12 protein-coding genes and 2 pseudogenes are annotated in these 13,743 nt (G+C 73.0%); 5 read left to right on the plus strand and 9 right to left on the minus strand.

The features are described from left to right. Positions 1-51: 51 nt before the first annotated feature. The 4 genes from ACQZOG_RS16465 to ACQZOG_RS16480 are packed head-to-tail and all read left to right on the plus strand — an operon-like array spanning position 52 to position 5,208. Positions 52-843: a redox-sensing transcriptional repressor Rex gene (locus ACQZOG_RS16465; protein ID WP_033272640.1), complete on the plus strand. Its 792-nt coding sequence runs from the start codon at positions 52-54 to the stop codon at positions 841-843. Further along, on the plus strand, positions 840-2,549 hold the full coding sequence (locus ACQZOG_RS16470; RefSeq protein ID WP_403257536.1) for a glutamyl-tRNA reductase: 1,710 nt from the start codon (positions 840-842) through the stop codon (positions 2,547-2,549). Before ACQZOG_RS16465 ends, ACQZOG_RS16470 begins: the two co-directional genes overlap by 4 nt. Then, entirely contained in the window at positions 2,546-3,505 is a 960-nt protein-coding gene (gene hemC / locus ACQZOG_RS16475; RefSeq protein ID WP_033272638.1) for a hydroxymethylbilane synthase, read from the plus strand. Before ACQZOG_RS16470 ends, hemC begins: the two co-directional genes overlap by 4 nt. Continuing rightward, positions 3,502-5,208, plus strand: a complete 1,707-nt coding sequence (locus ACQZOG_RS16480) for a uroporphyrinogen-III synthase (protein ID WP_037640928.1) — start codon at positions 3,502-3,504, stop codon at positions 5,206-5,208. Before hemC ends, ACQZOG_RS16480 begins: the two co-directional genes overlap by 4 nt. Before the next feature lie 64 nt (positions 5,209-5,272). Here the strand turns inward: ACQZOG_RS16480 and ACQZOG_RS16485 are convergent. From ACQZOG_RS16485 to ACQZOG_RS16495, 3 genes and pseudogenes are all read right to left on the minus strand, one after another. Next, positions 5,273-5,497: pseudogene (locus ACQZOG_RS16485) on the minus strand (nucleotidyltransferase family protein); the annotation flags it as partial. A gap of 127 nt (positions 5,498-5,624) precedes the next feature. Then, positions 5,625-5,984 (minus strand): DUF397 domain-containing protein, encoded by a 360-nt coding sequence (locus ACQZOG_RS16490; protein ID WP_430741584.1) that lies wholly within the window; start codon positions 5,982-5,984, stop codon positions 5,625-5,627. Next, positions 5,981-6,813 (minus strand): annotated as a pseudogene (locus ACQZOG_RS16495) (helix-turn-helix domain-containing protein). The gene ACQZOG_RS16490 and the pseudogene ACQZOG_RS16495 overlap by 4 nt, the downstream one beginning before the upstream one ends. 384 nt (positions 6,814-7,197) lie before the next feature. Between ACQZOG_RS16495 and ACQZOG_RS16500 the strand changes: the two are divergent. Continuing rightward, positions 7,198-8,184 (plus strand): helix-turn-helix domain-containing protein, encoded by a 987-nt coding sequence (locus ACQZOG_RS16500; RefSeq protein ID WP_430741585.1) that lies wholly within the window; start codon positions 7,198-7,200, stop codon positions 8,182-8,184. Between the two features lie 11 nt (positions 8,185-8,195). On the opposite strand, the gene ACQZOG_RS16505 is transcribed toward ACQZOG_RS16500, so the two are convergent. The 6 genes from ACQZOG_RS16505 to ACQZOG_RS16530 form a co-directional block, all read right to left on the minus strand. After that, a complete protein-coding gene (locus ACQZOG_RS16505) occupies positions 8,196-8,816 on the minus strand; it encodes a DUF4232 domain-containing protein (protein ID WP_430741586.1) in 621 nt (206 codons plus the stop codon). A gap of 249 nt (positions 8,817-9,065) precedes the next feature. After that, complete coding sequence (locus ACQZOG_RS16510; RefSeq protein WP_430741587.1) at positions 9,066-9,593, minus strand: SMI1/KNR4 family protein; 528 nt, start codon at positions 9,591-9,593, stop codon at positions 9,066-9,068. A 37-nt stretch (positions 9,594-9,630) separates the two neighbouring features. Then, positions 9,631-10,296 (minus strand): DUF4232 domain-containing protein, encoded by a 666-nt coding sequence (locus ACQZOG_RS16515; RefSeq protein ID WP_430741588.1) that lies wholly within the window; start codon positions 10,294-10,296, stop codon positions 9,631-9,633. 114 nt (positions 10,297-10,410) lie between these two features. Continuing rightward, the gene (locus ACQZOG_RS16520) at positions 10,411-11,619 is read right to left on the minus strand and encodes a hypothetical protein (protein WP_193456005.1); all 1,209 of its coding nucleotides are present in this window, start codon (positions 11,617-11,619) and stop codon (positions 10,411-10,413) included. 89 nt (positions 11,620-11,708) lie between these two features. Further along, on the minus strand, positions 11,709-12,095 hold the full coding sequence (locus ACQZOG_RS16525) for a hypothetical protein (RefSeq protein WP_387787225.1): 387 nt from the start codon (positions 12,093-12,095) through the stop codon (positions 11,709-11,711). A gap of 162 nt (positions 12,096-12,257) precedes the next feature. Continuing rightward, a complete protein-coding gene (locus ACQZOG_RS16530) occupies positions 12,258-13,730 on the minus strand; it encodes a PLP-dependent aminotransferase family protein (RefSeq protein ID WP_430741589.1) in 1,473 nt (490 codons plus the stop codon). Positions 13,731-13,743 lie beyond the last annotated feature (13 nt).

The raw sequence follows: 13,743 nt of genomic DNA on the forward strand, positions 1-13,743 counted from the left end.
GGTCCGGGGACGTATGACCGCCTGAAGCCCCGCTCTACCCGCAGGAGCACCGTGGCAACTGGCCGAACTCACCGACCGGCGACCCGTAGCCGAGGGATTCCCGAGGCCACCGTCGCCCGGCTTCCGCTGTACCTCCGCGCCCTGACCGCGCTCTCCGAGCGCTCGGTGCCCACGGTCTCCTCGGAGGAGCTGGCGGCCGCCGCGGGTGTCAACTCCGCGAAGCTGCGCAAGGACTTCTCCTACCTGGGCTCCTACGGCACCCGGGGCGTCGGCTACGACGTCGAGTATCTCGTGTACCAGATCTCCCGCGAACTGGGCCTCACCCAGGACTGGCCGGTTGTGATCGTCGGTATCGGTAACCTCGGCGCCGCCCTCGCCAACTACGGCGGGTTCGCCTCCCGTGGTTTCCGGGTCGCCGCGCTGATCGACGCCGATCCCGCGATGGCCGGGAAGCCCGTCGCCGGCATCCCCGTGCAGCACACCGACGAGCTCGAGGCGATCATCCGGGACAACGGCGTGTCCATCGGCGTCATCGCCACCCCGGCCGGCGCCGCCCAGCAGGTCTGCGACCGGCTCGTCGCCGCCGGCGTCACCTCCATCCTGAACTTCGCGCCGACCGTGCTGACCGTCCCGGACGGCGTCGACGTGCGCAAGGTGGACCTCTCCATCGAGCTGCAGATCCTCGCCTTCCACGAGCAGCGCAAAGCCGGTGAGGAGGCCGCCGCCGACGGCGCCCCCGCGCAGGCCGCCGGCACCACCAACAGCGCCGTCGCCGCCAAGCGCCAGGACTCCGCCACCGACCAGGGGCCCGACGGGGACGTACCCGCCGTGATGCCGGCATGAGCCTTCTCGTCGTCGGACTGAGCCACCGCAGCGCCCCGGTCAGCGTGCTGGAGCGGGCGTCGCTGAGCGTGGAGGCGCAGACCAAGCTGCTGCAGGACACGGTCGCCGCGGAGCCCGCCTCCGAGGGCGCGGTCCTCGCCACCTGCAACCGCATCGAGCTGTACGCCGACGTGGACAAGTTCCACGCCGGTGTCGCCGAGCTGTCCACGCTGCTCGCCCAGCACAGCGGGGTCGGCCTGGAGGAGCTCACTCCTTATCTTTATGTGCACTACGAGGACCGCGCCGTCCACCACATGTTCTCGGTGGCCTGCGGACTGGACTCGATGGTCGTGGGCGAGGGTCAGATCCTCGGCCAGATCAAGGACTCGCTGGCCCGCGCCCAGGAGACGCACACCGCAGGACGGCTGCTGAACGACCTGTTCCAGCAGGCGCTGCGGGTCGGCAAGCGCGCCCACTCCGAGACCGGCATCGACCGCGCCGGGCAGTCCCTGGTCACCTTCGGCCTGGAACAGCTCGCGCTCGGCACCCCCGTCGAGACCTGGGCCCGCGGCAAGAAGGCCCTCGTCATAGGCGCCGGGTCGATGTCCTCGCTGTCCGCGGCCACGCTCGCGCGCGCCGGGGTCGCCGAGGTCGTGGTCGCGAACCGCACGCCCGACCGCGCCGAGCGGCTGGTGCGGATCCTCACCGAGGGCGACGCCACGGACGTGGCGGCCCGCGCGGTCCCGATGACATCGGTGCCGTTCGAGCTGACACGTGCCGATGTGGTCGTTTCCTGCACGGGCGCGACCGGCCTGGTGCTGACCGCCGACATGGTGGCCGCGGGCGTCGAGGGACGCGTCGAGGCGGCGCCGGTCGTCGACCTCGACGCCGTCGCCGAGGAGGACGCCCGCGAGAGCGCCCCGCCCGCGCAGCCCTCCGCCGAGGACGGCTGCCCGGTGGACCTGCCCACGGTGCGGCCCGGCTTCTCCGTGATGGGGGAGGCGGCCGTCGCCGGGATGGACGCGGCCACGCTGGAGCAGCACGGCGCGTGGGCGGCGGGCTCCGCCGTCGACCGCCGGGACGCCGCACGCGGCACCGGCCCCGAGGCGGACGCCGAGGTCATCGGCGCGCTCGCCGCGGCCGCGTCCGCGATCGGCCGCATCCCCGAGCGCCGTCGGCCCGAGGCGGTCGACGTGCCGCAGCGCCCCGAGCCCGTGCTCTTCCTGCTGGACCTCGCCATGCCGCGGGACGTCGACGCGGCGGCGCACCGCCTGCCCGGCGTGCGGCTCGTGGACATCGAATCGCTCGCGGAGGCCTCCGCGGACGCTCCGATGGCTGCCGATGTGGACCAGGTCCGGCGTATCGTCTCCGACGAGGTCGCCGCGTTCGGGGCGGCACAGCGGGCGGCGCACATCACGCCGACCGTCGTCGCCCTGCGGACCATGGCGGCCGACGTGGTGGCCGGAGAGATGGCCCGCCTGGAGGGGCGGCTCCCCGGCCTGGACGACAAGCACCGCGCGGAGATCACCCAGACCGTGCGACGGGTGGTCGACAAGCTGCTGCACGCCCCGACGGTCCGGGTCAAGCAGCTCGCGGCCGAGCCCGGCGGAGCCGGGTACGCGGACGCGCTGCGCACCCTGTTCGACCTCGACCCCGAGACGGTGGCCTCCGTCTCCCGCGCCGAGGAAAGCACCGAGAAGAACGCAGAGAACCGAGGGCCGGGATGACTGAGAAGGCACTGAGGCTGGGGACCAGGCGGAGCAAGCTCGCCATGGCCCAGTCCGGGCAGGTGGCGGATGCCGTGAGCCAGGTGACCGGACGGCCCGTCGAGCTCGTCGAGATCACCACGTACGGCGACGTCTCGCGCGAGCACCTCGCGCAGATCGGCGGCACGGGCGTCTTCGTTGCCGCGCTGCGGGAGGCCCTGGCGCGCGGCGAGGTGGACTTCGCGGTGCACTCCCTCAAGGACCTGCCGACCACCCAGCCCGACGAGCTGGTCGTGGCGGCGATCCCGGTACGGGAGGACCCGCGGGACGTGATCATCGCGCGGGACGCGCTGAAGCTCACCGACCTGCCGCGCGGGGCGCGCATCGGTACCGGTTCGCCGCGCCGCATGGCGCAGCTGAACGCGTACGCGCGCACGCACGGCCTGGACTTCGAGACGGTCCCGATCCGGGGCAACGTCGACACCCGCATCGGGTACGTCACCAAGGGCGACCTGGACGCGGTCGTGCTGGCGGCCGCCGGGCTCAACCGGGTCGGCCGCAGCGACGAGGTGACCGACTTCCTGTCGGTCGACACGATTCTGCCCGCCCCCGGCCAGGGGGCACTGGCGGTCGAGACCACCGCGGACAACGCGGACCTCATCGCCGCGCTCGCCCAGCTCGACGACCCGCTCACGCGGGCCGCCGTGACGGCCGAGCGGTCCCTGCTCGCCGCTCTGGAGGCCGGCTGCAGCGCACCCGTGGGGGCGCTCGCCGACATTCTGACCGACGGGCAGATTGTCAAGGAAATGCGCCTGCGGGGCGTCGTCGGTTCGACCGACGGTTCCACGCTGGTGCAGTTGTCCACCACCGGTCCCGTGCCCGAGACGCACGAGGCGGCGACGGCGCTCGGTCGCGAACTCGCCACCGAGATGCTTGCGCAGGGCGCGGCCGGTCTGATGGGGGAGCGAGCACTTTGAGCCCCACCACTCTTCCCGCCCCTCCGGAACAAGGGCACGTCACCTTCCTCGGTGCCGGACCCGGGGATCCGGGACTGCTGACCCTGCGCGCCGTGGAGGCCCTGGCGAACGCGGACGTCCTCGTCGCCGAGCACGACGTGCTCGATGTCGTACGGACGCACGCCAGGCAGGGCGTCGCCGAGGTGCACACGGACGCGGACACCACTGCGTCGTCCACGCCGGGCACGGGCACGCCCCAGCTGACGGTCGTTGACGGCGCGTCAACAACCGCCGGTGTCCCCGCGAATAGGGATGCCGCACATCTTGTCATGGAGGCCGCGCGGGGCGGCAGGCGGGTCGTCCGTGCGGTGTCCGGCGACCCGGGACTCGACGCGTACGCCGCCGAGGAGATGCTGGCGTGCGCCTCGGCCGGGGTGCCGTTCGAGGTCGTGCCCGGTGTCGCCACCGCGGTCGGCGTGCCCGCGTACGCCGGTGTGCCGCTGCGGGACGCGCAGGGCACGGACGTGCGGTTCGTCGACGCGCGGACGGCGTCCGACCGGTGCTGGACGGAGGTCGGCGCCTCCGACGGCACGGTGGTCGTCTCCACCACGCTGGACTCGGTGGCCGCCGCCGCGGGCGAACTGGTGTCCGCCGGACGTAAGCCCGACACCCCGCTGACGGTGACCGTCGCGGGCACCACGACCCGCCAGCGCACCTGGACGGCGACGCTCGGCACGATCGCGCAGACGCTGAAGCAGGCGAAGGTGCTGCCCTCCCCGGAGGGCGGCCGCCCGGTGATAGCCGTGGTCGGTGAGCGTTCCGCCGCCGCCCAGCGGGACCGGCTGGCGTGGTTCGAGTCCAAGCCGCTGTTCGGCTGGAAGGTGCTCGTGCCGCGCACCAAGGAGCAGGCGGCGTCGCTCTCCGACCAGCTGCGGTCCTACGGGGCCGTGCCGCACGAGGTGCCGACCATCGCGGTCGAGCCGCCGCGCACGCCCCAGCAGATGGAGCGCGCGGTCAAGGGCCTGGTCACCGGCCGCTACGAGTGGATCGCCTTCACCTCGGTCAACGCGGTCAAGGCGGTCCGTGAGAAGTTCGAGGAGTACGGGCTCGACGCCCGTGCCTTCGCCGGGATCAAGGTCGCGGCGGTGGGCGAGCAGACCGCCAACGCGCTGATCGCCTTCGGCGTGAAGCCGGACCTGGTGCCGAGCGGCGAGCAGTCGGCCGCGGGCCTGCTGGAGGACTGGCCGCCGTACGACCCGGTCTTTGACCCGATCGACCGCGTCTTCCTGCCGCGCGCCGACATCGCCACCGAGACGCTGGTCGCGGGGCTCATCGAGCTGGGCTGGGAGGTCGACGACGTCACGGCGTACCGCACCGTGCGCGCGTCGCCTCCGCCGGCGGAGACCCGTGAGGCGATCAAGGGCGGCGGCTTCGACGCGGTGCTGTTCACCTCGTCGTCGACGGTCCGGAACCTGGTCGGCATCGCCGGCAAGCCGCACAACGTGACGGTGATCGCCTGTATCGGCCCGGCCACGGCCAAGACGGCCGAGGAGCACGGCCTGCGGGTGGACGTGATGGCTCCCGAGCCGTCGGTCCACAAGCTGGCGGAAGCTCTCGCGGACTTCGGCGCGCGGCGCCGGCTGGCCGCGCTGGAGGCGGGTGACCCGGTCACCCGGCCCAGTGAGCGGCGGCCGGGGGCGCGGAGGCGTCGTTCCACGACGTGAGGGCGTGAGGTGACCCGGGGTCTGTGACGGCGGGGCGTGTCTGCGGACACGCCCCGCCGTCGTCTCATGCCGTGGGCCACTCCAGCACGGTCAGCTCAGGCCACTGCCGCCGCCAGCGCGCGGTCTTCGCCTCGTACACGGCACGGGGCGCGAGGACGGGGTTGGGCCGTACGACGAGCCCGAACACGTCGGACAGCCCGTGCGGCGCGTACACCCGCCACCGGCCGTCGGGCGTGAGTCGGACGCCCAGACAGCAGGTGGTCGCGGCGAAGCTGTCGATCGCGGCTGATCCGCGCCGCGGCGGACGTCTTCGCGGACCTCCCCGCCGAGGTGGAGGTCCGCAACGAGGCTCGCGTGCACCTCTCGAGGGGTGTCCTGCAGCGCGGCGAGCTGCTCGTCCAGGGGGAGGCGGGTGGTCATCGCGTGCGCGAGGCGTAGGGGAGGAAAGTCGCCCAGGCGGTGGGGGTGAGGGTGAGGCGAGGGCCGTGGGGGGTCTTGGAGTCGCGGACGAGGATGTGGTTGGGGGTCGCGGCGGCTTCGACGCAGGAGGGTCCGTCGTCGGAGCTGTAGCTGCTCTTGGTCCACGCCGGGTGCATCGTCTCGATGAAGGCCGCCCACGCAGTGGGGGTGAGGGTGAGGTGAGGGCCGTGGGGGGTCTTGGAGTCGCGGACGAGGACCCTCGCGGGGGCGGTGGCCACCTCGACGCAGTCGGGGCCCTCGTCCGTGCTGTAGCTGCTCTTCGTCCACACGAGAGGGGTCTCCGCCTTCGGGGTCATGTCTCTCCCAGCACTTTCTCGATGAGGGCCAGTGATTCTCGCGGGCTGAGAGCCTGCGCCCGGATGGCTCCGTAACGCATCTCGAGAAGCTGTACTTCCTTCGGGTCGGCGATCACACGGCTGATGTGCTGCACCTCCAGATGCCCGACCGTCGTGCCGTCCCTCAGCCTCAGCAGCCGGAACGACCCGGCGAGGCCCGGGTTCTCCTCGTGGCTCAGCGGGAGTACCTGGAGGTCGACGTTCGGGAACCCGCCGACAGCCAACAGGCGTTCGAGCTGCCCGCGCATGACCATCCTGCCCCCGAGGGGCCGGCGAAGTGTCGACTCGCACTGGACGAAGCTGAAAAGTGGTCGGCTCGCCGTCTCACTGACGATCTCCTGGCGTGCGACGCGGGCGGACAGCCGTTGGTCGAGTTCGTCCGCCGTGAACGGTGGCCGACGGGCGCTGAAGACCGCCCGGGCGTACTCCGGTGTCTGCAACAGTCCGTGGATCACGGAGTTGTTGTAGGCGGCGAGCTCAACGGCCTCCGCCTCCAGCTTCTTCAGGTCCCGCACGGTCTTGGGGTACCTGATCTCCGCGACGTCCTTCTTCATCGCGGAGATCTTGCCGTCGGCGCCGAGCGCATCGTCCGCCGCGTCCAGATATTCAGGGCGGGAATGCGCCGCCCCCGCTCCACCGAGGAGACCAGTTCCTCGCCGTAGCCGATGGCCGCGCCGAACTCCGCCTGGGTGAGGCCGGCCGCCTCGCGCCACAGCTTGAGCTGTCGTACGACCGTCCGCATGACGGCCCCGGCCTCCTCGTCGTCCAGCCACGCTTCCCACCCGGTCATCCCGCCGCCCTCCCGTCGCGCCGTCCTTGCCCGATCAACGCGGGGGGAACGGGCTGGTCACCTGCCAGGCGGCCCGCCGTCGCGAGGGCGGTGTGCCGGAGCCGGGCGAGGCGGGATCCGGTGGTCCGGCGGGCGGGGCTTCGGGACGTAAAAAGACCTAAGTACCTAGGGTAAAAACCAACCAACCCCACCAAACCTCGTGTTGATCACTCGGCCGGGTGAAACGTGTCGAACTGGCTGGCGCGGCGGTGGTGCGGGCGGGCACTCTCGGCGCAGAGGGCCGGATCAACTCGGCGCTCGCACAACCCCGTACAGACGTCGGCCCCCGCCGGGACTAGCACTCCCGGGCGAGGGCCTGACCACAGAGGAAGCGAACCCTTCCCCATGGCTGAGCAGAAGCTTAGTGCTGCCCCGCGCCCGATTCAGGGTGTTCGACGATCCACCACCCCGTCCGGTGTCACACACGTACGTACGTACCAGTCCGGGCAGTACGTCGTCGTCGGCAACCACCTCGCCCAGCACCGCGAGTTGTCGCTGACCGCGATCGGACTGGCGACCCACATCTTCTCGGTGCCCGAGAGCACCCCGGTGGACATCCGCAGCCTCACCGAGCGCTTCCCCGAAGGGCGGGACCGGATCGCCTTCGCCTTGCGGGAGTTGGAGGCGCACGGGTACCTGCGGCGCGTCCGCGAGCGCACGGAGGACGGTCAGCTCGTGACGCGTACGTACGCCCACCACGCGCCGGTGGACGCGGCGTCCGCCGGTGTCACCGGGATCGAGCGGCGTCCCGTGGGTGGCCGCGCGCGTACGCGTGATGCCGTGGCCGACGCCGGTCGTGACGAGACGGCCCAGGAGGGTGACCAAGCGCCCTGTGAGGTGGTGGTGCCGTCCGAGAAGGCTGCCGCCGTGGAGCCTGACGTGGTCGCGCCTCCTGTGGAACCGCCGGAGGCACCCGCGCCTCGTGGGCCCCTTCACGAGAAGGCGGTCACGCTGCTCGCGGGTCTGCGGCGTGCCGACGAGCGGCTCACCCTGTCGCTGCGGGACGTGCACAGACTGGCCCCGGCCGTCGTCGACTGGCTCGAACGGGGCGCCGCCCCGGCGGCCGTGCTCCGCACCTTGACCGCCGACCTGCCCGTCACCATGAAGCACCCCGCGGGCGTGCTCGCCTACCGCCTGCGAGAGCTGCTGCCACCGCCCCTTCCCGCGGCCCCGGAACCTCCACCGGTCACGGCCGGTGTCCACCGACCGCATCCCTTCCAGGAGTGCGACGGCTGCGAGCGGGTCTTCCGCGCACCGGAGCCGGGCCGCTGCCGCGACTGCCGGTACGGGCAGGCGACAGCGGAGGGGACCAGGACCGTCAGAGCGGCGTGAAGCCGGACCGTTCAGCCGCCCTGGCCCGCACTGCCGATCGGGCCGACCTTCACCTGGGTGCCCGAGCCGTCCGTGACGGGAAGGGACGTGCCCGGCCAGTCGAGGGTGACGGACTTGGTCTCGTTCGGCGGGGTGACGACAAGGCCCGTGACGTCGACGCCGGAGCCGCCGGAGTCGTTGACCGGGTAGGTGACGGCGAACGACACCGACTTGCCGTCCTTGAGCACGACCGAGGGGGCCTCCTCGCCGGTGCGCTCCGCGGAGAGCGAACCCGCGTTCGTCTTCAGGTCGACGCCCGCGTAACCGGTCAGCGTGCAGTCGCGGCCGCCGCCGTTGGTGAAGGTCACCGCGACGGTGCCCACGGTGTCGCCGTCGATGGTGACGTTCTCGGCGGAGACCTCCAGCTCGTCGGTACGGCAGTCGTCCACCGTGCGGTCCTCGTTGCTGCCGGTCCCAGCGGCCGAGCCCTCCTGGCCCTTGTCCGTGTCGCCGCCGCCTCCTGTGGCGGCCTCGGCGGGGGACGAGGCGGCCGGCTTTGGGTCCGCGGCGATGTCCTCGCCGTTCTCGCAGGCCGTGAGCGACAGGCCCGCGACGACGGCCAGGGCGGCGACGGTGAGCTTGGTGGCGCGCATGGTGGTTTCCTCCGGAAGCGGCGGCGGCGGTGTCCTGGGTGACAGGGCGTCAGTACGACGTCCCGCTCATCTAGAACCGCTCCGCCCACCCCTCCGTTTCGCCTGGCCGCCTGCCCGTACACGCCTGTGACAGACCGGCGAACGCGCGGCGACATCCGTGCCGCGCCCGGCACGGTCCAGCGGCGTGACATGGGCGGTACGTCACTCGCCACGGTCCTTCAGCCGGCGGGCATGTCCACGGAGACGTGATCACAGGCGCAGATCACCGATGAAGGACGGGAAGTCCGGGAACTCCGCGCGGGCCGCCGCCTTGATCGTGCGGGGCTCACGGCGCGGGGTGGAGGCGTGGTGGGCGGCCAGGTCCGGGAGCGCGCCCGCGGGGTTCGGGGTGTCGTCGTCGAGGACGACCGCCTCCCAGGGGCCGATGCCGTCGGCGAGCAGCCACAGGAAGTCGGAGAGGTTGCCGGCGACGACCCCGCACTGGCCCTCCGAGCCGAGGAAGACCACGGGCTGCTCGGTGAGAGGCCGGCCGGGGCGGGCCTGCCACAGCGCGGCGAGGCCGCCTGAGCCGTCCTGGCCGAAGATGCGGAGGGTGGAACCGTCCGCCTCCGGTCTCCCCGTCCAGTCCCGCACCCAGGCCGTGGTCTCCTCCGCCGAGCAGAACTCCTCGTACGGCTCGAAGTCGATGCCCTTTCCGTCCGCGTAGTCGATCGGGGTGCGGGCCAGTTCGGCCAGGGCGGGCGGGAGGCGGCGGTCGTCGCCGGTGGTGTCGGTCATGCGCGGAACCGTAGTCGCGCACACCGACAACCGGAGGTCAGGACTGGGTGACCGGGCGCATCGCGAGGCCCTCCGTGGGCTGCCAGCCGGTGACCCGCTGGCCGTCGTCCGCCTGGAACGAGCCCTCCGTCGGCATCTCCAGTTCGACCGGCTCCTCCGCCTCCGCCTCCCCGCCCGGGCTGCCGAGGGTGAGCGTCATGAACGTCACCTCGTAGGTGTCCCGGTTCCCGCCGGTCGCGAGCACACCCGCGTACGCCTTCTCGCCGGGGGCGAGCGTGAACGGCTCGTCGGCTTCCGTGCCCTCCATGACCGGCGCCGGACCCTGCGCGTCGCCCAGCATGATCTCCGGGGCGTTCTGGATCTCGCACGCCTTGTCGCTCCCGTTGGTCGCGACCACCATGATGTGCCGGGCCGGCTCGCCCCTCTCGCCGTACTTCGACGCGGTGAAGGTGAGGTCCTTCATCGTGCAGAGGTCCGTGCCCACGGCGTCGTCCCCGTCCGTCGGGGCCTCGGACGCGTCGTCGTCCGGGGCCGGGGGCGTCGCCTGGCTCTGGCTCTGGCTCGCCGAGGCGGACGGAGGTACCGGTCCGCCCTCGTCGGAGTCGCCCTCGCACGCCGTGGTCGCCAGCAGCGCGGCGGCGACCGCCGCGCCGACGGCGTACGGCTTCCAGGTGCTGTGGGCTCTGCGGGCTGCGGTCCTCATCTGTGTCTCCCCGTGGTCGGACGGCTACGTGTGGTGCGTACGAACACGTGGATCCCGTGGCCCGCGGTTGCCCGCCGGCCCCCTCCAGCCGTGTTGTTACCGATCGGGCACATATCAGGCGACCTTCAAGGCGCGGGTCCGGTTCACGTACCGGCGCGAGGCCACCGTGACGCACACCGACACCGCCGCCAGCGCCGCGATCGTCACCGTCGGCGAGAACACCTGCGCCGTCCCGCCCGCGACCGCCGCGCCGATGCCCTGCCAGGTCATCCGGCCCGCCGACTCCACGCCCTGCACCTGGCCGCGCACCCGCTCCGGCGTGAGGGCGAGGAGCCGTTCCTGGAGGGGGAGCGTGGCCGCGAAGCCCGCGCTCGCCGCGAACACGGCGACCGCCGCCACGGCCGTCGGCGGGTGCAGGGCGAAGAGGAGGTAAGGCGCCGCGAGCAGCAGCCGGAGCGGGAACGCGCAGCGGCGGCGCCACTCGGCGGAGAGCAGGCGGCCGACGGTCAGGTCGCCGAGGAGCATGCCCGCGGACGCGGCGGCCAGCAGAAGGCCGGCGTCCTCCTGGGCGTACGGGATGAACAGCGCCTCGCAGCCGACGATCAGGCCGTTGGGCACCCACAGATTGAGGAGCAGGGCGCGCGGTCCGCCACGGGACAGGAGGGCCGCGTTGGTCGTCCACGTCTCGCGCAGGCCGGGGCGGCGGGGCGGGCGGATGGAGCGTTCCCGTACGGTCGCCGCCGTCACGGCGAGAGCCGCCGCCGTCAGTCCGGCCGCCGCGAGGAACAGGCCCTGCGGGGTGAGGTGACGCAGGAGCACCGCGCCGAGCGCGAACCCGAGGACGGAGGTGCCGCCCGCGGTGATGTTCATCAGCGAGCGGGCCGGGACGTACGCGGAGGCGGGCACCACCTCGGCGAGCAGGCCCATGCGCGTCCCCGTGTTGAGGGACTGGAAGAAGCCGAGCAGCAGGAGCAGGGCGAAGCGGGCGGCGAGCGGCATGCCGGGGGCCGCCTGTGCGCAGGCGCCCGCGAGGGCGACGCACTGGAGCGCGACCAGGGTGCGGCGCGGGCGGCTGCCGTCCGCGACCGACATCAGCGTGGTCGCGCCGAGCACCGTCGCGAAGGTCGCGCCGTACATGCTCACGGCGGTGAGGAGCGGGGAGCCGGTCGACCGGTCGACGAGTGTGCCGAGCGCGAAGCCGGAGAGGGTGCTCGCGCCGACGGTGAGGGTGAACCCGGCGTACAGGCCGGCGAACTCGGGCTTGCGGAGGAGGGATCGGTAACTGAGCTTGGTTTCAGGGGTGTGGGTGTCGTCGGAAGGCATGAAAAAAGCCTTTGGGCTGCCCTGCCGGGGCGCGCCAAAGGCTGACCGAGGGATCATAGCGGGTCCGGAGCCGCTGCCGGACCCGGTTCTCAGATCAGGCCGACCGACACCAGGCCGCCCGTCGCGGCGACCGTGGCCGCGAGGCCGCGCAGGGCCGGGGTGACGGCCCTGCGCCCGCCCCGCGTGGACAGCCGGAGCACGGCGTTCGCGGTGAACGCGGGAAGCAGCACGCCGAACATCGCGACGGTGGCGAGCGCGTCGAGGGTCGGTTCGACGGACGTCGTGAGGGCGCCGACCGCCATCGCCGCCGCGGCGATCCCGTACAGCGCCGCCGGAACGAAGGTGAGGTCCTCGCGCGGGTGCGGGGCGAGGCCGCGTCCCTTGGCGTGGGCCCAGTGACGTCGCTCGGTGCCGACCCGCGCCGACACCATGACGACCACCTCGACCGCGAGGACGATCACGGCGATGTGCTCCATCGACACAGCGTTCCCCTGTCCTGCCGTCACGTCGACGCCCGTACGCCCGTACGCCCGTACGCCGTACGTCCGTACTCGTACTGTCGACCGTACGCACCCCGGCGGCGGCCGGTGAAGCAACTTGAGGGAGTTCAGAGGCTTTTGCTCGGTCGAGGCGCCGGTTCAGGCCAGTCTGCGCAGTGCCCTGCCCAGCAGCGCCACGCCCTCCGTGAGGGTGCCGGGCGGGTCGGCGGCGTACCCGAGGACCAGGCCGGGGCTGCCGGGGAGCTGCCGGTGCCAGGAGAGGGGATGGCACTTGACGCCCAAGTCCAGGGCGGCGGACGCCACTTCGGTGTCGGGGACGTCCGGCGCGTACGTCACCGTCAGGTGCAGGCCGGCCGCCGCGCCGTGCACGGCCGCGCCCGGGAGGTGCTCGCGGACGGCGGCGATGACCGCGTCCCTGCGGCGGACGTGCCGGGCGCGCTGCAGCCGCAGATGCCGCTCCAGCTGCCCCGTCTCCATCAGCCGGGCCAGGACGAGTTGGGGCAGCACCGCACTGCCCAGGTCGGTGAAGCGTTTCGCGTCGGTCAGCGCCTCCAGGTGCCGCCGGGGCGGAAGCAGCCAGCCGATCCGCAGGGCGGGGGCGAGCAGTTTGGAGACGCTGCCCATGTAGCAGAGGCGGTCGGTGAGCAGGGAGCGCAGCGCCGGGACCGGCGGGCGGTCGTAGCGGTGCTCGGCGTCGTAGTCGTCCTCCAGGATCAGCCCGCCGTCCGCCGCCCACCGCAGCAGCTCGCGGCGGCGCTCCCCGCTGGTCACCACGCCGGTGGGGAACTGGTGCGCCGGGGTGAGCAGCACCGCCGGGGCGCCCGTCGCGCGCAGGGCGGTGACGTCAGGGCCGTGTGCGTCGACCGGGACGGGCGGCGTGGACAGGCCGCCGTGCGTGAGGTGCTGGCGGGTGCCGAGCGAACCGGGCTCCTCCACCGCGACCGCCGTGATCCCGTCCGCGCGCAGCACCGGGTGCAGCAGAGTGAGTGCCTGGGCGATGCCCGCCACGATCAGGACGCCGTCCGGGTCGACCGCGATGCCCCGGCTGCGCGCCAGCCGGTCGGCGACCGCGCGGCGCAGCCGGGGCGCGCCGCGCGGATCGCCGTAGCCGAGGTCGGCGCTGGACAGCTCGGCGAGCACGGCCCGTTCGGCGCGCAGCCAGGCCGTGCGGGGGAACGCGGACAGGTCGGGACGGCCCGGGGTGAGGTCGATCCGTGCGTCGGCGGCGCGCAGCGCGTCGAAGGTCCGGGAGTCGGGGGAGCTCACGAACGGCCTTACAGGCGACGGCTGTTCGGTGTAGGGCGGCAGCGGCGGCGGGGGCGTCGCGACCACCACCGTGCCGCCGCGTCGGCGCCCCTCCACCTGCCCGTCCTCCGCGAGCCTGCGGTACGCCTCGGTCACCACGCCCCGCGAGACGCGCAGTTCGGCGGCGAGCAGGCGGGTGGCCGGGAGCCTGCTGCCCACGGTCAGCCGGCGGTCGGTGATCGCCTGCCGTACCTGCCGCGCGAGCCAGGCGGCCTTGCCGTCCGCGGGCACGTCGTCCGCCCGCAGCTGCAGGAAGTCCGAGCCGTGCGGTGCCGCCGTGCCGTCCCTGTCGGTCACCGGACGCATGGTGCCATGTGCG

The organism is Streptomyces sp. P13-3-3 (genome assembly GCF_050571355.1).
Lineage (GTDB): Bacteria > Actinomycetota > Actinomycetes > Streptomycetales > Streptomycetaceae > Streptomyces > Streptomyces althioticus.

Coding starts and splice junctions, on each gene's coding strand:
- ACQZOG_RS16470 (WP_403257536.1), top strand. CDS start 840: ATGAGCCTTCTCGTCGTCGGACTGAGCCACCGCAGCGCCCCGGTCAGC.
- hemC (WP_033272638.1), top strand. CDS start 2,546: ATGACTGAGAAGGCACTGAGGCTGGGGACCAGGCGGAGCAAGCTCGCC.
- ACQZOG_RS16490 (WP_430741584.1), bottom strand. CDS start 5,984: ATGACCCCGAAGGCGGAGACCCCTCTCGTGTGGACGAAGAGCAGCTAC.
- ACQZOG_RS16500 (WP_430741585.1), top strand. CDS start 7,198: ATGGCTGAGCAGAAGCTTAGTGCTGCCCCGCGCCCGATTCAGGGTGTT.
- ACQZOG_RS16505 (WP_430741586.1), bottom strand. CDS start 8,816: ATGCGCGCCACCAAGCTCACCGTCGCCGCCCTGGCCGTCGTCGCGGGC.
- ACQZOG_RS16510 (WP_430741587.1), bottom strand. CDS start 9,593: ATGACCGACACCACCGGCGACGACCGCCGCCTCCCGCCCGCCCTGGCC.
- ACQZOG_RS16515 (WP_430741588.1), bottom strand. CDS start 10,296: ATGAGGACCGCAGCCCGCAGAGCCCACAGCACCTGGAAGCCGTACGCC.
- ACQZOG_RS16520 (WP_193456005.1), bottom strand. CDS start 11,619: ATGCCTTCCGACGACACCCACACCCCTGAAACCAAGCTCAGTTACCGA.
- ACQZOG_RS16525 (WP_387787225.1), bottom strand. CDS start 12,095: ATGGAGCACATCGCCGTGATCGTCCTCGCGGTCGAGGTGGTCGTCATG.
- ACQZOG_RS16530 (WP_430741589.1), bottom strand. CDS start 13,730: ATGCGTCCGGTGACCGACAGGGACGGCACGGCGGCACCGCACGGCTCG.